The organism is Sphingobacterium sp. BIGb0116 (genome assembly GCF_024808035.1).
Classification (GTDB): Bacteria; Bacteroidota; Bacteroidia; order Sphingobacteriales; family Sphingobacteriaceae; genus Sphingobacterium; species Sphingobacterium paramultivorum.
This window is the reverse complement of record NZ_JANUDT010000001.1, coordinates 595,877-613,491: the sequence shown is the minus strand read 5'-3', so window position 1 is coordinate 613,491 and position 17,615 is coordinate 595,877. Positions and strand designations below refer to the sequence as shown.

Sequence of the window (17,615 nt, the reverse complement as noted above, 5' to 3'; positions counted from 1 at the left end):
TATACTTTAGTCAAAGATAGCAGGCATTCTATTGTTATGGGGTCTGCATAAAGGAGTAAAATGTCCGTCGAAGGGAATATTCTGCTAAGATATATTGCCTAATGTGCGTAAGACTATTTGAATCCTAAAAGGAATTAAAAATGGCACTAAGATTATATGATATTGATTCACCCAATTTATTATTGGAGCGGACTTACCCAAGTACCTGCTTTTCTGTCGATACGGGAATTTATGAATCTGTAACACATTTAGATACTACTTTTGGAAAAGGTTTTTACAAGGAGGTTTTCTTCGATGGTATTCATATTGGTTACGGTCATGCACAATTATTTAAACGGATGCGATTTCGTTTTGAAAGTGATTTTGAAACAGTTGAAATGCACTTTGCTTTAAAGGGTAATAGTCAGGCGAGTAGCGAAATGATGCCATCCGGTGTAAATTTCGAGACCTACCTGCATAATATTATTTACGGAAATTCAATGTGTGGTCAAATGGAGTGGGGGAATCAGGAGTTTCAGTTATGTGAAATAAACTTATCGCCTGAATTTTTTAAAAGATTCTTACCCGACGATTCTAAATTCTTTGCAGATTTTCGTAATGCCATTGACCGTGGTAAATCGGGATTGCTGACCAATATGCATAGACGGATTACCCACGATATGTATCAAATTATCAACGAGATAATTAATTGTCAACGAAAGGGAATTTTTAAGAAAATTTTCCTGGAAGCAAAGATTATGGAGCTCTTGCTTCTTCAATTGGAACAGTTTCAGGAAGAAGATTTTGTAGCAGTTTCGTTAAAACAAGCCGATATCGATAAGATATATGCCGTTCGTGAGTTTCTTTTAAAAAATATGGATACCAATAGTACACTGGTCAATCTCGCGCATCTGGTGGGTACCAATGAATTCACATTGAAAAAAGGTTTTAAGGAGCTCTTTGGTACGACTGTTTTTGGTTTTTGGCATGACGCAAAAATGGAACATGCCAAGAAACTGATCCTAGATGAAGATCGAACAATCGGTGAAGTTTCTGATTTGGTTGGTTACAAAAATCAACGCCATTTTTCGGAGGCCTTTAAACGTAAATTTGGAATCCCACCGAGTAAGCTAAAAAATACCTTGTAATGTGGAATAGCTTTTTTCACACTTTACGGACCTTTTATTCCTTCTTACGGAAGTTTTAATAGCGCATGAATCGGGTTTGATAAAAGTCGAATAATTACCTTTGTTTAGAAAGATTCTTAATAGAAATCTTTTGATCAAATATGTACGTAATTAGAAAATCATGGGAAAAACTGAAATGAAAGTAATACAGCTCGCCCTGACTGTAAGTAGAAAAGAATACCTGACGCCACATTATATTCGTGTTTATTTGACTGGTGATGGTGTGGATCAAATCGCTAATACGACCGTCGGAGTCAATAACAAGATCTTGATTCCGCCAAAGCATGTAGATCGCATTTATTTTCCAGAATTTGATTATGAACGAGGGCAGTGGAAGCCGATGGATGAAGCGATTAGGCCAACAGTTCGAACTTATACACATCGCGGTATCAACCTTGATAGAAATGAGGTATGGATTGATTTTGTTGCCCATGGTGATGAGGGGCCAGCTTCAGCTTGGGCTATGGCTGCAAAACCTGGCGATGTGCTTGGGATTCTAATGAAAGCAGGTAAGACCTCTCTATATAAAGTTGCAGCTAACTATCTCCTTGTTGGGGATGCAACTGCAATTCCTGTTCTGGGGGCAATCTTAGAAGATTTGCCACCTTCGGCAAAGGGAATCTGTATGATTGAAGTACATGGTAGCGAAGATATACAGCAATTGAAGACTAAGGCTGCTATTGATTTTATCTGGTTACATAATGATACGCCACAGGAAGGTAGCCTTTTGGCGGATTTGGTGAAGATCAGATCCTTGCCCGTAGAGGATAAATTTGCTTATATAGCTGCTGAATTTTCGACAGTTAAGGAGATTCGCAATTATTTGCGTAAGGATCTCGGTTGGGGAAGAGAGGAACTTTATGCTTATTCGTATTGGAAAGCCGGAGTTGCTGAAGATAAATCTGCTACAGATCGCCGTAGTGAGAGTGAAGAAATCCGGGCTTAACGTTTACGATAGGTTATGGAGAAACAGAAACAACTGATCTTAAACGGCAAGTTAAGCAGGGTGATGTGGCAGATGTCGTGGCCTGCCGTGATTGCAATGGTCCTGTATGGTCTGAACAATTTTCTGGATGGTATTTTTGTTGGTCATCTGATTAACAATACAGCGTTGGCAGCTGTCGGTGTAACCTATCCTTTAGCCCAATTTGCACAAGGTTTTGGTACTCTGATCGGAACAGGTATGGGGGCGGCAATTAGCATTTGGATAGGTGGGGATCAACAGGAGAAATTACATAGGTCATTTGGTACGGTGCATTTTTTGACGATTATTTTCTCTCTTATAATTACGCTCCCTTGCTATGTATTTGCCGACAAATTGGTTTACATGATGGGCGGTCGAGGTGAGATATTGGCTCTTGGGGTGGATTACTTTCGAGCAACCATATTGGGTAGTTTTTTCTGGATTTATGGTTTGGCCCTCAATATGATTATTCGTGCAGAGGGTCGTATGAAAACTGCGGCCTGGATGATTGCAATAGGGTTGCTTGTTGATGTCTTACTTAAACCGGTTTTTATAGAACACTTTGGTTGGGGTGTTTCAGGAGCAGCTTGGGCAACCAATATATCGATGATCATCTACACATTTTTAGGTGTATGGTATTACGCCGGGGGAAAGGCTTCGTTCAAAACAAAGTTTTGGTCTTTATCTTGGGATTTATCGATTTTAAAAGAAACTTTTTCGTTAGGAATGCCCGGGTTTGTCATGATGGTCATGATTGTAATCCAGAATATTGTTGTCTTCAACGCATTGGCCAATTACGGAAATGATATGGATATTACGTTTTTTACGGCGGTCAATCGGCTTTATATTTTATTAAATACCCCACTATGGGGGCTTATGCGGGCTTTGCAACCTGTAACGGGGATGAACTATGGTGCTGGGCAGTATACGAGAAGTATCAATTCGTACCGTTTATTTGCCATTACTGGGCTGCTGATTCTGCTTCCGTTCTGGTTGCTGGTGATGCTGCATCCCGTTGCCGTGATATCTATCATGATACCAGGAGCGATTTTTTCAATACAGCAGCTAATGGATTTCAGAATTTACATGAGTGTTTTATTGGTTCTTCCATTTATTTTTATGGCGATGGTGTGGTTTCCCTCCATTGATCATGCCAAGCCTGCGACTTTTATCAGTGTATTGCGGCAGGTTGTATTTTATATTCCTATCTTAATTATTGCGCCAAAATATTTTGGTGTACACAGCATTTATGTAGCGAGCGCGGCGATAGATTGGATTATTTTCATTATAGTCATCTATGCGGTTCGACGAAGCACGCGGAAGCTCAATATGCAGGTTGATGTATAGGAGATTGCAGCGCGAACGATATTAATGTTAAGTTAAGCAATCTTTAAGATTGCATTGTTAATATACTACTCATCTTCTAGTAATATAGGTTTCATTTTTTTGGGCAAAATTCAAAATAATGAAACCTATTAAACTACCTCAATTTAGGAAAACAGCTCAGGTGACCTTAGCTATTGCATTGCTGAATGCGGCACATGTCGATAGCGTATGGGCAAACTTTGCGAATGAAACTACCAAGCTCGAAATTGCCGATCAAGCTATTATTAAAGGGATTGTTAAGGATCAGGACGGCAAACCTATTGACGGCGGCACGATCATCAATGAAACCAGCAAACAGAGTACGCGTACAGAGTTTAATGGTAAATTCAATGTGAAAGGTCAGGTTGGCGACCAAATCCGTGTTTCTTCTTTAGGATATAAAACAGCTACAATAACTGCTACAGATGGGGATCTTGTGGTGGTTTTGGAAAAAGATGATTCAAAGTTGGATGAGGTTGTTGTCACGGCAATTGGTATCAAGCAACAAAAGAAGCAAATTGGTTACGCTACCCAAGAAGTTAAATTAGACGTACTTAAAGAGTCTAAAACAATGAATATTGGTACAGCGCTAACGGGACAAGTATCTGGTCTGATCGTTAATAATCCAACGGGGATTTTTCAGGCACCATCTTTTCAATTGCGTGGTAAGACCCCACTTATTGTCGTAGATGGTATTCCTGTAGAATCTGATTTTTACGACATGTCCAGTCAAAACATAGAGAATATCAATGTGCTGAAAGGAACAGCCGCTTCATCTTTATATGGATCACGCGGTAAAAATGGAGCGATCTTAATTACAACCAAAAGTGCAAAAAGCGATAGGCTGGAGTTTTCGGTTGGAACCAGTAATATGTTTTCTGCAGGATTTACGGTTTTTCCTGAATCGCAGAAGGAGTTCGGAAGTGGATCCAACGGTAAATATGAGTTTTGGGATGGTGCTGATGGGGGGATTTCAGATGGAGATATGACATGGGGTCCCAAATTGAACTCCGGAATAAAGGTTGCACAATGGAACAGTCCGATTCGTGATAAGCAAACTGGTGAAGTGATTCCTTGGTGGGGTGATGTGAGTGGAACCAAGTATAACGATAAGTCACGTTACGAAAGAGTGCCGATTGATTGGGTCGCACATAACAATTTAGAGGATTTCCTTGGAACTGGACTGATTACCGAAAATAATGCGACATTATCGTATCGTTCAGAAAAGGTAAGCATATTTGGAACAGGAAAATATGCCTATCAAAAAGGTCAGGTGCCCAATACAAAGCTTTCTACAGGTGGATTAAATTTGAATACCTCTTACCGTTTTACTCCTGAGGTACAATTAGATCTTAACTTATCCTATAATAAAGTGAAATCTCCAAATTATCCAAGGTATGGATATGGGCCTAAAAATCATATGTATACGATTTTGTTGTGGATGGGAAATGATGTAAATGGACAGGAATTAAAGGATCACCTCTATATTCCGGGACAGGAAGGCTATCGTCAAGCAAACTATAACTATGCTTGGTACAACAACCCTTATTTTGCAGCTAATGAGTTGAACCAAGTATACGATCAAGATATTTTGGCCGGGCAGACTGCTTTAACTTGGCGTATTTCACCTGAATTTACCATCAAAGGTCGTGCTGCAGCAAGACAAAAAAATCTATTCCAGGACATGCAGAGTCCTAAGTCTTACATGAATTATGGCGATTCACGGAATGGGGATTATAAAAACTGGGATAGCAAACAGCTCAATTTTGATGCGGACGTCTTAGCAACTTATATTAAGCAGTTGTCTGATAATTTCGGTGTAACCGTTAATGCGGGATCTTCCACTTTCAAAAGAGATTATCGTGAGCTTTATCAAACTACAGATGGTTTAGTTGTACCATTTGTCTATAACTTAGGCAATACCCAAGGCCCAGTTAAGGCAACAAATACAACAACTGAAAAAATAATCCGAAGTGCTTATGCGTCGGTAAATTTAAATGTGTTTAAGTCGACCTATCTGAATTTTTCAGGAAGAAATGACTGGTCATCCACATTATCAAAGGCAAATCAGTCATTCTTTTATCCATCGGTTTCACTAAGTAGTGTTATCTCCGATTATTTTAAACTGCCAGCGCAAATTGACTTTGTTAAATTGTACAGTTCCTGGGCATCGGTATCTTCTGATCTGGATCCTTATAGCATTGCCGCGACTTATAAAAAAGATGTTACCTATGGTTCGACGCCATCAGTAACATATCCTGCAGGTATTATTAATCCTGATATCCTTCCGCAGCAGTCCATTTCCTTAGAAATTGGTGCTTCTATGGCTTTCTTTAAAAATAGGCTTTCGGCTGATGTGACGTACTATAATGTCGTTGATAAAAATCAGATTATCGATTTGAGTATTTCTCAAGCATCCGCTTTTACGTCGCGTAAAGTAAATGGAAATAAATACCGTACAAAAGGATTGGAGATTTCTTTGACAGGAAATATAATTAAAAATGAACAATTTTCGTGGACGTCTACTGTAAACTGGTCTCGTGCAATTCAGCGTTTGGAAGAAATTTATAATAACCAAGCGAAATACGGTAATCTTAAAAAAGGCGATCGTGCAGACAGCTATTATGGTACTGTTTGGGAAAAATCGGCTGATGGTAAGGTTATCTTGAATCCGAATACGGGTATGCCGACCAAAAATCCATTTCCACAGTATTTAGGTTACTTTCAACCGGACTGGCAATTTGGTTTTGCAAACCAGTTCAAATTTAAGGGATTTCAGGTAAATCTTGATTTCGACGGATCTATTGGCGGCGTGATGAATTCGACAACCATAGAAAAAATGTGGTGGGGTGGAAAGCATCCTTCTTCGGTCTTATATCGTCAGGAACAATACGATGCAGGGAAACCAGTTTTTGTGCCAGATGGGGTGATCGTAACAGGAGGTGAGCTTACCCGCGACGTGAACGGTAATATTACTTCAGATACCCGAACGTATACAAGTAATACAAAAGCTGTTGATTGGCAGGCTTGGAATCAAAATTATCCTTATCAGGCCAGAGTTACAGAGTCTGAAAGTAAACTGTTTGCCAATGTATTTGATCGATCATTTGTAAAACTACGTAGACTGTCGGTAGGTTATGATGTCAATAAGGTGTTTAAATTAAAACAGCTTACGGCCTTAAATGCATCACTATTTGGCTATAATTTGGCTATGTGGAAGAAAGTACCTTATATCGATCCTGATTTTGGTGTTGGAAACGATGGAAACTTACAAGATCCTTCCACGCGATATATTGGTTTTTCTCTAGATTTTAAGTTTTAATAACGTAGTACGATGAAATTATTTAATAAACATATATTTCTTGGATTATTTTCTCTTTCAATCATGACTTCTTGTCAGAAATTGACTGAAGTAAATGTTAATCCAAATGAAGCGACAACAACCCACCCGCAAGCTTTATTGACGAAGGTAGAATGGGATGCTTTTCGGACCTGGCACGGTACCTCACCACTATATGCCTTGAAAATGATTGTGCAAACGGATGGTGAAAATGCGAATCAAATTTATAATTGGCAACGAGGAAGCTTTGAGCAATATGGTAATCTTCGCAATATTACCAAGATGACTGAAGAAGCTGAACGTATTGGCGCTGAAAGTTATTTGGCATTAGCAAAATTTTTCCGTGCGTATTATTTTTATAATCTTACCTTAACGTTTGGTGATGTCCCCTATTCAGAAGCAGCAAAGGGTGAAAATTCGGCAATTTTTGCACCGAAATACGATACACAGAAAGACGTTTTGGTGGGTGTATTGAAGGAGCTTGAGGAAGCAAGTATTATTCTGAAGAAGAACAATAACACCATAAATGGGGATATTATTTATGGTGGAAATAGTGGCAATTGGAACAAGTTAGTCAATTCATTTCGCCTAAAAGTATTATTGACGCTTTCGAAGAAAACGACTGATCTCCCATTTAATGCAGCAACAGAATTTTCAAAAATATTTACCAATGAGTCTAGAATCACTGATGTTAGTGGTGCTGAAGATGGGCAACTCGTCTTTTTGAATCAAGAGGGTAATCGTTATCCGGAGTTTAACTCAAGTGGTTATGGATCGGGAATGTATATGGATTCAACATTTATCCAACGATTGCAGGACTTGAAAGATCCGCGGTTATTTGCCGTCGCTACACAAACAAGACTGGGTAAAGAAGCGGGTAAAGCGATTAATGACTTTACGGCTTATGAAGGCGGTGATCCGATTGTTCCTTACGCACAGGTGAATGCAAAAGCTGTATTAGGTAAATTATCGAAAGTCCACGAACGATTTTATCAAGATCCCACAGCTGAGCCATTGGTCTTATTGGGCTGTTCGGAGATGCAGTTTATTTTGGCTGAAGCCATTTTGAAAGGTTGGATAACGGGCGATCTCAATGCAACGTATACCAAAGGAGTACAGGCATCGTTCAAATTTTATGAAAAGTATGCGAAAAATTTAGGAACTTATACAAATGAAGCACAAGCGGCCAAATATCTTGAACAAAATTCGGTAAGTCTTGACGGAGCTAGCTCCAATGAGCAAAAGCTAGAACGTATCTTGATGCAGAAATACCTACGCTCATTTCATCAGGGGGGATACTCGGCTTATTTTGATCATTTGCGCACGGGATATCCGAGTTTCCGTAAATCTGCGAATGTGAAAACAGCCTATCGCTGGATGTATCCTCAAGATGAGTACAATAATAATACTGCGAATGTATCTGATGCGATCAAATCACAATTTGGCGGAAATGACAATATTAATTTACAGACTTGGTGGTTAAAATAATGGATTCAAGGAGGGTATTTTTAAAAAAAGCAGCCATGCTGGCTGGGAGTACAGTCGCTATAAACTGGCTGCCTGAATCAATACAAAAAGCCTTGGCGATTGAAGCTCCAAAAGGATCAACTTTTTTGGATGCCGAACATGTTGTCTTTTTGATGCAGGAAAACAGATCGTTTGACCATTGTTTTGGAACTTTGAAGGGTGTACGTGGCTTTAACGATCCCCGCGCGATGAAATTACCGAATGGTCTACCTGTATGGATACAAGGAAATAAGGAAGGTGCATATTTTGCACCTTTCCATTTAGATATCGTCAATAGTAAATCGACTTGGATGGGGTCGCTTCCGCATGGTTGGCGTGATATGGTTGCTGCTCGTCATGACGGGAAAATGGATAATTGGTTGGAAGCAAAGAGCTCTGGTAATTCAGAATATAAGGCCATGCCTTTAACAATGGGTTATTATAATCGTGCAGATATTCCTTTTTATTATGCTTTTGCAGATGCATTTACGGTTTGCGACCAGCATTTTTGTTCTTCACTGACGGGAACGAGCGCTAATCGATCATATTTTTGGACTGGTACAGTGCGTGAAGAACCCCGTAATCCCGAATCTGTTGCGCATGTAGACAATGGTCAGATCAACTACAAGGATGTCAAATGGAAAACCTATCCTGAACGACTGCAAAAAGCAGGGGTCTCGTGGAAAGTTTATCAAAATGAACTAAGTTTACCAGTAGGCTTTAAAGGAGAAGAGGAAGATTGGTTGGCCAATTTTACAGATAACAACCTGGAGTTTCACCAACAATATGGTGTAAGATATCATTTGGCACATTATCAGTGGATGAAAGAACGGGTAAATGAGCTGCATAAATTTTTGGAAACAAATCCAAACGAAGAATTGCTGCACAAAGCCAAAGCGGAATTGGAGGATTTGAAAAGAGATGTCATTCATTATACCCCCGAAAATTTTGAAAAGCTATCCCAATTTGAAAAAGATATTCATCGTAATGCTTTTGTGACTAATCTAGCTGATCCCAACTTTCACAAACTTGATAAATTAAGTTATAAAGAAGGTGGAAAGCGGCAGGAAGTTGAGGTGCCTGCGGGGGATGTTTTTTATCAGTTTAGAAAAGATGTTGAAGATCGCCAATTACCTACAGTGTCATGGTTAGTGGCACCTTGTCGTTTCTCGGATCATCCGGGCTCACCTTGGTATGGGGCATGGTACGTATCCGAAGTCCTCGATATATTGACCAAAGACCCTGAGGTTTGGAAAAAGACGATTTTCATCTTAACTTATGACGAAAATGATGGATATTTTGATCATATAGCTCCTTTTGTTCCGCCATTGAGCACGAACAAAGATCAGGGTGCCGTGTCAGAAATCGACACTTCGGATGAATATGTTACGCTAGAACAGGAGCGAAAAAGGAGAAATAGTAAGAATGTAAGTTTTGAAAGTCCTATTGGTTTGGGCTATCGAGTACCAATGGTGATAGCTTCACCCTGGTCTAAGGGTGGGTGGGTCAATTCCGAAGTTTTCGACCACACCTCCTGTCTTCAATTTTTAGAACATTTTTTGGAGAAGAAAACGGGTAAGGTGGTACGAGAAGAAAACATCAGTCAATGGCGAAGAATGGTCTGTGGCGACTTAACAACTTCTTTTCGTCCTGTAGATAAAATTTCCAAAACAAGGCTTAATCCGGTGGATAGAGATGAGTATGTTGAACGTATATTCTCCGCCAGGAATAAAAAGCTCCCAACAGGTTTTGTGAAAATCGACAGCCAAAAACTGGAGGAAATCAAATCGACAGGTCAGTATCATGCAGCTATGCAGATGCAAGAGCAGGGATGGAAGGATGCTTGTGCTTTACCTTATGAATTGCAGCTAAAAGTACAGCATACACCAACGATGCTTTCCATCAGCTCAACCTTGGAAAGAAGGCTCAATACAGCTAAAGCGGGAGCGGGTCTGCCTTATTATGTTATTTCCTATGTGGCGTATGATGGCCATGCGGCGGGTAAAGTTTGGAATTTTACGGTACGAGAAGGGGATCAATTAGCGTATGAATGGGAACTCGATAAAATTGTAGGAGAGTACATATCATTTGCATTGCATGGCCCTAATGGTTTTTATCGCACGATTGAAGGCGCAAAGTCACATATTCCAGCTATTGATGTATATACGAAAGTAGTCGCTGGAAAGCCTATTCTTTGTGTACAATCAGAGTCGCTAAATTGGGATTTACTTCTTAAAGACTGTTCCTATGATCTTTTCCATGCTAAGACAATGCGCAAGGATGATCCTGCTTTGGTTGAAATCGATTGCAGCAAGAGTGAAGGTTGGTATGATATCGAAATAACGAGTTCAGAAGATCATGCGGTCAAATTCCGCTATGCTGGGCATATAGAGACTGGTAAATCAAGTAAGACGGATCCGTTAATGGGTAAAGTAAAATTATAGCTGAACCAATTAAATACTAGGACGAAAGCGCTGTTTCACGATCGATGAACACAGCGCTTTTGCTTTTGCAAAATAGAGCAAGATTCTTTTTGTGTGGATTCGGGCAAAAATGGGATTTGTGTCTCTTGAGTCAAAACGTTATTTTTATGGTTTGGATCGTAGTTCATTACAGAGAACTACACATCATGACGAATATGGAGGAGCAAAAAATTATTTTGGTTGAAGATGAACAGGATGTTGCTGATTTGATCGTACAAGGCTTAGGCGAGGATGGCTATAGGGTCATTCATTTGGGGCGTTCGGAAGGTCTGGAACAGCTTTTGGCGAAGCAAGATGTCTCTCTTGTGTTATTGGACATTCTTTTGCCGGGAACTAACGGCCTGGATATTTGTAAGCAGATCAGACAGTGGGGGTATACCGATTTACCTGTTATGATGCTGACTGCACTTGGTACTCCAGAGAATGTGGTGCTCGGACTAGATAATGGTGCCGATGACTATCTTTCCAAGCCCTTTAAGCTGATTGAATTGAAGGCTCGGATACGTTCGTTAATCCGCAGGCAACAGTCTATCGTACAGGCAACACAACGTGAGTTACAGCCCTCGAAAGACACATTTAGTTATGGTTTTCTGAGTATTGATGATTATAAAAAAATAGCCTACTGTGAGGGGCAGGAACTCAATCTGACAAGTACAGAGTATCGTTTACTCTTGTTGTTTATTCAGAGCCCCAAAAAGGTATTTGAGAGAACGGAGCTTTTGGATAAAATATGGGGAATAAATTTCGATATTGGATCAAATGTTGTCGATGTTTATGTGAATTATTTGAGAAAAAAGATTGAAAAAATAACGAGCAAAAAAGCGATCCATACGGTTATTGGTATGGGATATGTTCTAAAAATAGAAGACTGAATATTTAAAAATGCACAATTATAATCGAAAGCTTATTTATCTCATTGCAATTCTGGTCATTTATGTGAGTTGTTTTGTTGGCTTTATTTTTTATTCCGTTACAAATTTCGCTTTTACAGATTTTTATAAACGGCTGGATCTGCGGCGAAATATTGCTGCTGAAAAATTTCTGAATAGTAAATCCGCCTCCCAGGCTGATCAGTGGAGCCTTGATTTTATAGAAAATCTCAATAATCAGCATGAATTTTTGGTAGAATTTGATAGCAATGGTGCTATTTTAAGAAGCCAAGGATTTCATCAAGAACTTTGGGATAAAATCAATAAAAAAGGAAGCTCAAATTTCAAGTCGGGTAATCAATTCTATTCAACTAAATATTTTTCGCAAAATGGTCGAAAGTATATTGTGGGCGCTTCCGCTGAAAATTACTTTTATACACACCATTTGGCCTACCTTCGTAATCTGCTTATTATAAGTCTGATTTTGGGGATTCTCTTTATATTCGTTGTTTCGGTTTTTATGAAACGTTCGTTCTTAAAGCCAATACTAACCATGATGAAAGAGGTGCAAGAGATTGGTTCGGAAAATCTTTATAAGCGATTGGATGAGGATAAATACAAAGGTGAGCTTCATGGTCTGGCACTCACATTTAATCGGATGTTGACGCGCTTGGAAACTTCTTTCGAAACACAAAAGAACTTTATCAGCAATGCATCACATGAGCTAAATACACCATTGACATCCATCATAGGACAGGCAGATCTTGCTTTATCCAAAGAACGAACAACAGCGGAGTACCAACGAACATTATTTAAGATCATTGAGTCGGCAGAGCATTTGGAAAAGAAAACAAAAGCACTTTTACTGTTGGCGCGTACAGGTTTTGTGAATAATGCGACCGCATTTAGTCCCGTTCGTATTGATCAGATCGTGATGGACGCCGAGCTGACTGTTAAGGCCATCAATGATAAATTTAAGATTATCACAGATTTCAGTCTATTACCAGATGATAGTATGCGACTTAAGGTGAATGGAAATGCAATTTTGCTACAGCTTGCGCTATCCAATATTATCAGCAACGCGTGTAAGTATTCATCCGATAGAACCGCTTATATTGCTTTAGGGGCATTGGACAATAAAGTGTTTATTCTAATAAAAGACAAAGGTATAGGAATACCCTCCCGCGAATTGGATCATATCTACGATCCTTATTTTAGAGCGTCCAATACGAGTGGCATTGACGGTTATGGTATTGGACTTCCTTTGGCCAGAAATATTATTAAGTTGCATGGTGGGACATTGAAGGTCAATTCTGTTGTGAGTGAAGGCACCACTGTAGAAATTGAACTACCCACTTACCTTCGATTTTAATGTGGTTTTAATTTCAACTGCATTTCTAATCTCATTTTAATACTGTTGCTCGCTTTCTAATGGAAAGCTAATTTTAGATTCATTCCGTTGCCATATGTGCGTTTTAACTTTGCTAAAAAAAAGCATGGCTAAAACAACGCGTATATTAATACCTAGTGATTTTACAGTTGATTCACTCCATTTTGTGCGTCAAAGTATTGAAGAGTCAATGGCTGATTCTATCGATATTATCCTTGTGTATGGCAATAAAAGCAGCACTTCTGCGAGTGAATTACTCGGAATTGGATTGGAAGATCAACTGGAAACACTTCAATCTGAATCTTTTTTAAAAGCCTGTAGCGGAATCTATCAGCGCTATAAAAACCGTAAGCTCAGTATTTTTGCAGATATTTTGGGTACCGATAACAGTCATTATTTGCAGCATTACCTCAAAGGACAGTCTGTAAATGAGGTCATAATACCACGTGATTATACCTATAAAAAGAAAACACGCAATTTTTTTAATGTCGCTAGTGCACTCCGTAAAGTCGAGAGTCAAATTCCTTCTACAATTTCATTTAAGGAACAACCAAGTATTAGAAACAGAGAAATCGGACTAATAGAATGATCGATCGGAGTTTTTACTGTTGTTTTTAGCTGAGATTCATCATTTCTAACTTATCTTCTATCTATTTTTATGGGGCATATACAAGGCGGACCATCACCTTTGCAACGGTTGGCCAGCTTATTACATACTGAACGAAAAACGATCAATTATATATTTATTTATGCCATCGTCATCGGTATCTTTAGTTTGACTATTCCAATAGGGATAACAGCTATCTTTAATTTTTTAAGCAATGGAGCGATGTATAGCTCTACCTATATCTTAATTGCTTTTGTATTATTTGGCGTGATTGTGGGCGGGGTATTATTGATCGGACAATTGACCTTAGTCGAGTATTTAGAGCAGAAAATCTTTCTAAAATCGGCGGTTGAATTTTCTTATCGCCTGCCGAGAATTAAACCTAAAGAGTTACTTGGAAAAAATCTTGTGGAGTTGGTTAACCGATTTTTTGATGTTATCATTATTCAAAAGGGAATTATCAAACTTTTGATCGATATCATCGCCGCAGTGGTGACAATTTTCTTTAGCGTGGTCTTATTGTCATTTTATCATCCTGTATTTCTGGCCTTTGGCCTTATTGTCATTTTTTCTGTTATTACGATACTTGTTTTATACTATAAAAGAGGGTTGAAAACAAGTATTGAAGAGTCTGAATACAAATATGAGACGGTAGCCTATTTGGAAGCTGTTGCCGGACAAATTGACCATTATCGTGCTGATGAGATGAAAATGAACGAAGTGACAAAGACAACAGATTATATTGTCAGTAAGTATTTAGGGGCGAGAAACGATCATTTTAAGGTTTTAAAGCGCTTTTTTATTGGTTCTGTCCTACTTCGCACCCTGTTGTTTGGAGCGATGCTCTTGCTTGGATCTTATTTTGTTGTTGAGCGGCAAATGACTTTTGGTCAATTTGTTGCTGCTGAAGTTGTCATCGTTCAAATTGGTTATGCCATTGAAAAACTGATGACAAATTTGAATACGATTTTTGATATGCTTACTGGAGTTGTCAAATTGGCGGCTGTAACGGATCTTGCGTTGGAGGAGGACGCTGCGGTTTATGTTGATTAATAAGGATCGTTCGAGTCAGAAAACGCTCTCATGGAGAGATCTTTCCGATGATGCAGTTGGCAAGTTATTGAAAGAGCGGGGATCCCTCGTCTTGGGGCGAATTCTTGTGTTTTCTGGGATTGTTTTTGTACTAGCACTTTTTCTCCCATGGAGGCAGACAATTCCTGGAGTAGGAGCGGTTACCGCTTTACGTCCACAGGACAGACCGCAGACCATCCAAAATCAGATTGGTGGTCGCATTGAGTATTGGGCGGTTACCGAAGGGCAGGAAGTGAAGAAAGGTGATACGATTTTAGTGCTTTCGGAGACTTCTCAATCTTATTTTGATCCCATGTTACCATTGCGATTAGAAGAGCAATTGAATGCCAAACAAAGCGGAGAAGATGCTGCTAATCAAAAAATGAAAGCCACTGAAGCACAGATTGAAGCATTGAAAAATGGGCTTGATTTCCAGCTTGCGTCAGCTAAAAATAAGGTGATTCAAGCTCAAAATCTGGTAAAAATAGATAGCGCAGAATTGGTCGCTGTCATGAGCTTTTTTGAGACCAGCGAAAAGCGGCTTAAACGGTACGAAGAGGGCTATCGTGACGGTTTATTTTCCTTAACAGATATTGAAACAAGGCGCTTAAATCTGCAAAATGATCGAGCTAAAGTTGTAAGTGCAGATAACAAGTTGTCGAATTCAAGACAATCATTAACGAATGCCAGTATCGAATTAAACAATATCCGTGCAAAGTACAATGAATCATTGGCGAAAGCGCAGTCCGATTTAAGTTCCGCCTTTTCCTCCAAAGCCTCAGTACAAGGGGATATCGCCAAACTGAGAAATGAGATATCCAATATTGATGTACGACGTGGGTTATATGTCGTGAGGGCGCCACAAGATGGTTTTATTGTAAAAACCTTTAAGGCAGGAATTGGTGAAAATATGAAGGAAGGAGAGTCCGTTGCGACATTACAGCCTAAGAAACCACTGCTTGCCGTAGAGCTTTATGTAAACGCAATGGATGTTCCACTGATTGAGCCGGAAAGTGATGTAAGGCTACAATTTGATGGCTGGCCATCGATTCAATTTTCCGGATGGCCGTCTGTCGCGGTCGGTACCTTTGCTGGAAAAGTTTCAGTCATCGATAAAGTGAGTAGTACGAATGGCCGATTTAGGATTTTGATACGCGCAACAGATCCTGTTCCGGAAGGAGATGAGCCCTGGCCTGTTCAGTTAAATCAAGGCTCAGGTGCTTATGGAAGGGTTATTTTAAATAAAGTCCCATTATGGTATGAGATATGGCGACAGTTGAATGGCTTTCCGCCGAGTTTGGAAAGAGAACCAAAAGAAAGGGAGAAAAAGTAATTGTTATATGAATAAATTGAATTTTATTTTTATCGTGTTTTGCTTTTTTTTCTCTCCTTATCTTTCGGCTCAGGAAAAGGAGTATGGAGCAACGAATACTTTTACCGTGGATGACATGGAAGAGCTTTTAATGGCCAATCATCCCATCGTTAAACAAGTGAATCTGCTGAGTGAAACTGCAAAAGCCCAGGTAACACAGGCGTTAGGAAAGTTTGATCCGACGCTAAATTCCAGTTTTAAAAATAAGCATTTTGGCAAGACGGATTATTACAATCAGTGGAATAGTGAGTTGAAAATTCCACTTTGGTTAGCTGGCGCAGATCTGAAAATTGCTTATGATCGAAATGTTGGTGATTATACAAACCCGCAATCCCGAACAAATAATGCAGGGCTTTCCGCAATCGGTTTAAGTATTCCATTGGGGCAAGGTTTAATTGTCGATAGCAGAAGAAATACGTTGCAGCAGGCAAAGGCTATGATCAGCTACCTAGAAGGCGAAAAGATAAAACAAATAAATGCCATTTGGTTTCAGGCACTTTCAGATTACTGGAATTGGTATTTTGCCTATCAACAGTATCAGCTTTTATTGGAGGGTGTAAAATTGGCTGATCAACGGTTTAAAGCAATCAGTGAGCAGACGACGCTGGGAGATAAACCTGTAATTGATTCCATCGAAGCTTCGGTCGTTGTAAAAGAACGGCGGATAGAACTTTCAAAGTATGAGGTTGAACTTAAAAACGCGAAAATTGTATTGTCCAATCATCTGTGGAATGATCAACAATTTCCAGTAGAACTTCCCGATCATGCCATACCGCATAAGCTCGAAGATCCTGTTATTTTGCCAGATAATAGTGTGATCGAGGCGCTACTTGATTCGGCAAAAATTGCTCATCCCGAAATGATAAAGTTGGCGAGTAAAAATCAACAACTTCTATTTGAAGAACGTTATCGAAAAGAAATGCTTAAACCTAAATTTAATGTGTCGGGCGCGCTCATTTCTAGCCGTTACGGTTTTAATGACTTTGTACCACCGCAGTATGATTTTAATTGGCATAATTATAAAGTAGGTTTTGAATTTGCATTTCCACTTTTTATTCGCGCCGAACGTGGGAAGCTTAAAGAGGTCCGGATTAAGCAAGATCAGCTACGATTTGAACAGCTTGCGACCGAGAGAAATATTTACAATGAAGTCGTTAAAAAATATAATGATTTAAATGCTTACAGTAAACAGATTGAACTTCAATCGATCAATATAAGTAATCAGGAACTGCTTCTTCGGGGGGAATTAAATAAGTTTGAACTGGGTGAATCAACCTTGTTTGTTGTTAATAGTAGGGAAAACAAGCTGATCGAAATGCGTATCAAGCAAGAGAAGCTTGTTACGGACTACAGAAAGGCACTAGCGGAATTATATTACAAAGCTGGAACTAAATTTTAATCCCATTTTAATCTGCATCTTTTTTTTAATCTCATTTTAATATAAGTCTTAAAATTCTAATAGAAAGTTAATTCCAGATTCAT

The 17,615-nt window shown here is 39.2% G+C and carries 12 protein-coding genes; all 12 read left to right on the top strand.

The window, feature by feature from the left end:
* Positions 1-140: 140 nt before the first annotated feature.
* Positions 141-1,127 (top strand): helix-turn-helix transcriptional regulator, encoded by a 987-nt coding sequence (locus M2419_RS02860; RefSeq protein WP_259254184.1) that lies wholly within the window; start codon positions 141-143, stop codon positions 1,125-1,127.
* Positions 1,128-1,287: 160 nt separating this feature from the next.
* Positions 1,288-2,112, top strand: a complete 825-nt coding sequence (locus tag M2419_RS02855) for a siderophore-interacting protein (protein ID WP_153845784.1) — start codon at positions 1,288-1,290, stop codon at positions 2,110-2,112.
* Positions 2,113-2,127: 15 nt separating this feature from the next.
* Positions 2,128-3,477, top strand: coding sequence for an MATE family efflux transporter (locus M2419_RS02850; RefSeq protein ID WP_182331173.1), 1,350 nt, complete (start codon positions 2,128-2,130; stop codon positions 3,475-3,477).
* Positions 3,478-3,595: 118 nt separating this feature from the next.
* A complete protein-coding gene (locus M2419_RS02845; RefSeq protein WP_259254183.1) occupies positions 3,596-6,817 on the top strand; it encodes a SusC/RagA family TonB-linked outer membrane protein in 3,222 nt (1,073 codons plus the stop codon).
* Between the two features lie 12 nt (positions 6,818-6,829).
* A complete protein-coding gene (locus M2419_RS02840) occupies positions 6,830-8,323 on the top strand; it encodes a SusD/RagB family nutrient-binding outer membrane lipoprotein (protein ID WP_259254182.1) in 1,494 nt (497 codons plus the stop codon).
* Positions 8,323-10,785 (top strand): phosphocholine-specific phospholipase C, encoded by a 2,463-nt coding sequence (locus M2419_RS02835; protein ID WP_259254181.1) that lies wholly within the window; start codon positions 8,323-8,325, stop codon positions 10,783-10,785. The genes M2419_RS02840 and M2419_RS02835 overlap by 1 nt, the downstream gene beginning before the upstream one ends.
* A 146-nt stretch (positions 10,786-10,931) precedes the next feature.
* On the top strand, positions 10,932-11,696 hold the full coding sequence (locus M2419_RS02830; RefSeq protein WP_227550161.1) for a response regulator transcription factor: 765 nt from the start codon (positions 10,932-10,934) through the stop codon (positions 11,694-11,696).
* 10 nt (positions 11,697-11,706) lie between these two features.
* Entirely contained in the window at positions 11,707-13,065 is a 1,359-nt protein-coding gene (locus tag M2419_RS02825; protein ID WP_075993474.1) for an ATP-binding protein, read from the top strand.
* Between the two features lie 124 nt (positions 13,066-13,189).
* Entirely contained in the window at positions 13,190-13,672 is a 483-nt protein-coding gene (locus tag M2419_RS02820) for a hypothetical protein (RefSeq protein WP_153845788.1), read from the top strand.
* Positions 13,673-13,741: 69 nt separating this feature from the next.
* Positions 13,742-14,743 carry an ABC transporter transmembrane domain-containing protein gene (locus tag M2419_RS02815; RefSeq protein ID WP_153845789.1) on the top strand — a complete coding sequence of 334 codons (1,002 nt, stop codon included), beginning with the start codon at positions 13,742-13,744 and terminating at the stop codon, positions 14,741-14,743.
* Positions 14,733-16,094 (top strand): HlyD family secretion protein, encoded by a 1,362-nt coding sequence (locus M2419_RS02810; protein ID WP_153845790.1) that lies wholly within the window; start codon positions 14,733-14,735, stop codon positions 16,092-16,094. Before M2419_RS02815 ends, M2419_RS02810 begins: the two co-directional genes overlap by 11 nt.
* A gap of 7 nt (positions 16,095-16,101) precedes the next feature.
* The gene (locus M2419_RS02805) at positions 16,102-17,532 is read left to right on the top strand and encodes a TolC family protein (RefSeq protein WP_159727710.1); all 1,431 of its coding nucleotides are present in this window, start codon (positions 16,102-16,104) and stop codon (positions 17,530-17,532) included.
* The last annotated feature ends 83 nt before the right edge of the window (positions 17,533-17,615 follow it).

What these genes read in the sequence shown, in the direction of transcription:
- M2419_RS02810 (WP_153845790.1), top strand. Translation starts at nt 14,733, where the DNA reads ATGTTGATTAATAAGGATCGTTCGAGTCAGAAAACGCTCTCATGGAGA.
- M2419_RS02860 (WP_259254184.1), top strand. Translation starts at nt 141, where the DNA reads ATGGCACTAAGATTATATGATATTGATTCACCCAATTTATTATTGGAG.
- M2419_RS02835 (WP_259254181.1), top strand. Translation starts at nt 8,323, where the DNA reads ATGGATTCAAGGAGGGTATTTTTAAAAAAAGCAGCCATGCTGGCTGGG.
- M2419_RS02855 (WP_153845784.1), top strand. Translation starts at nt 1,288, where the DNA reads ATGGGAAAAACTGAAATGAAAGTAATACAGCTCGCCCTGACTGTAAGT.
- M2419_RS02805 (WP_159727710.1), top strand. Translation starts at nt 16,102, where the DNA reads ATGAATAAATTGAATTTTATTTTTATCGTGTTTTGCTTTTTTTTCTCT.
- M2419_RS02845 (WP_259254183.1), top strand. Translation starts at nt 3,596, where the DNA reads ATGAAACCTATTAAACTACCTCAATTTAGGAAAACAGCTCAGGTGACC.
- M2419_RS02840 (WP_259254182.1), top strand. Translation starts at nt 6,830, where the DNA reads ATGAAATTATTTAATAAACATATATTTCTTGGATTATTTTCTCTTTCA.
- M2419_RS02850 (WP_182331173.1), top strand. Translation starts at nt 2,128, where the DNA reads ATGGAGAAACAGAAACAACTGATCTTAAACGGCAAGTTAAGCAGGGTG.
- M2419_RS02815 (WP_153845789.1), top strand. Translation starts at nt 13,742, where the DNA reads ATGGGGCATATACAAGGCGGACCATCACCTTTGCAACGGTTGGCCAGC.
- M2419_RS02830 (WP_227550161.1), top strand. Translation starts at nt 10,932, where the DNA reads ATGGTTTGGATCGTAGTTCATTACAGAGAACTACACATCATGACGAAT.
- M2419_RS02825 (WP_075993474.1), top strand. Translation starts at nt 11,707, where the DNA reads ATGCACAATTATAATCGAAAGCTTATTTATCTCATTGCAATTCTGGTC.
- M2419_RS02820 (WP_153845788.1), top strand. Translation starts at nt 13,190, where the DNA reads ATGGCTAAAACAACGCGTATATTAATACCTAGTGATTTTACAGTTGAT.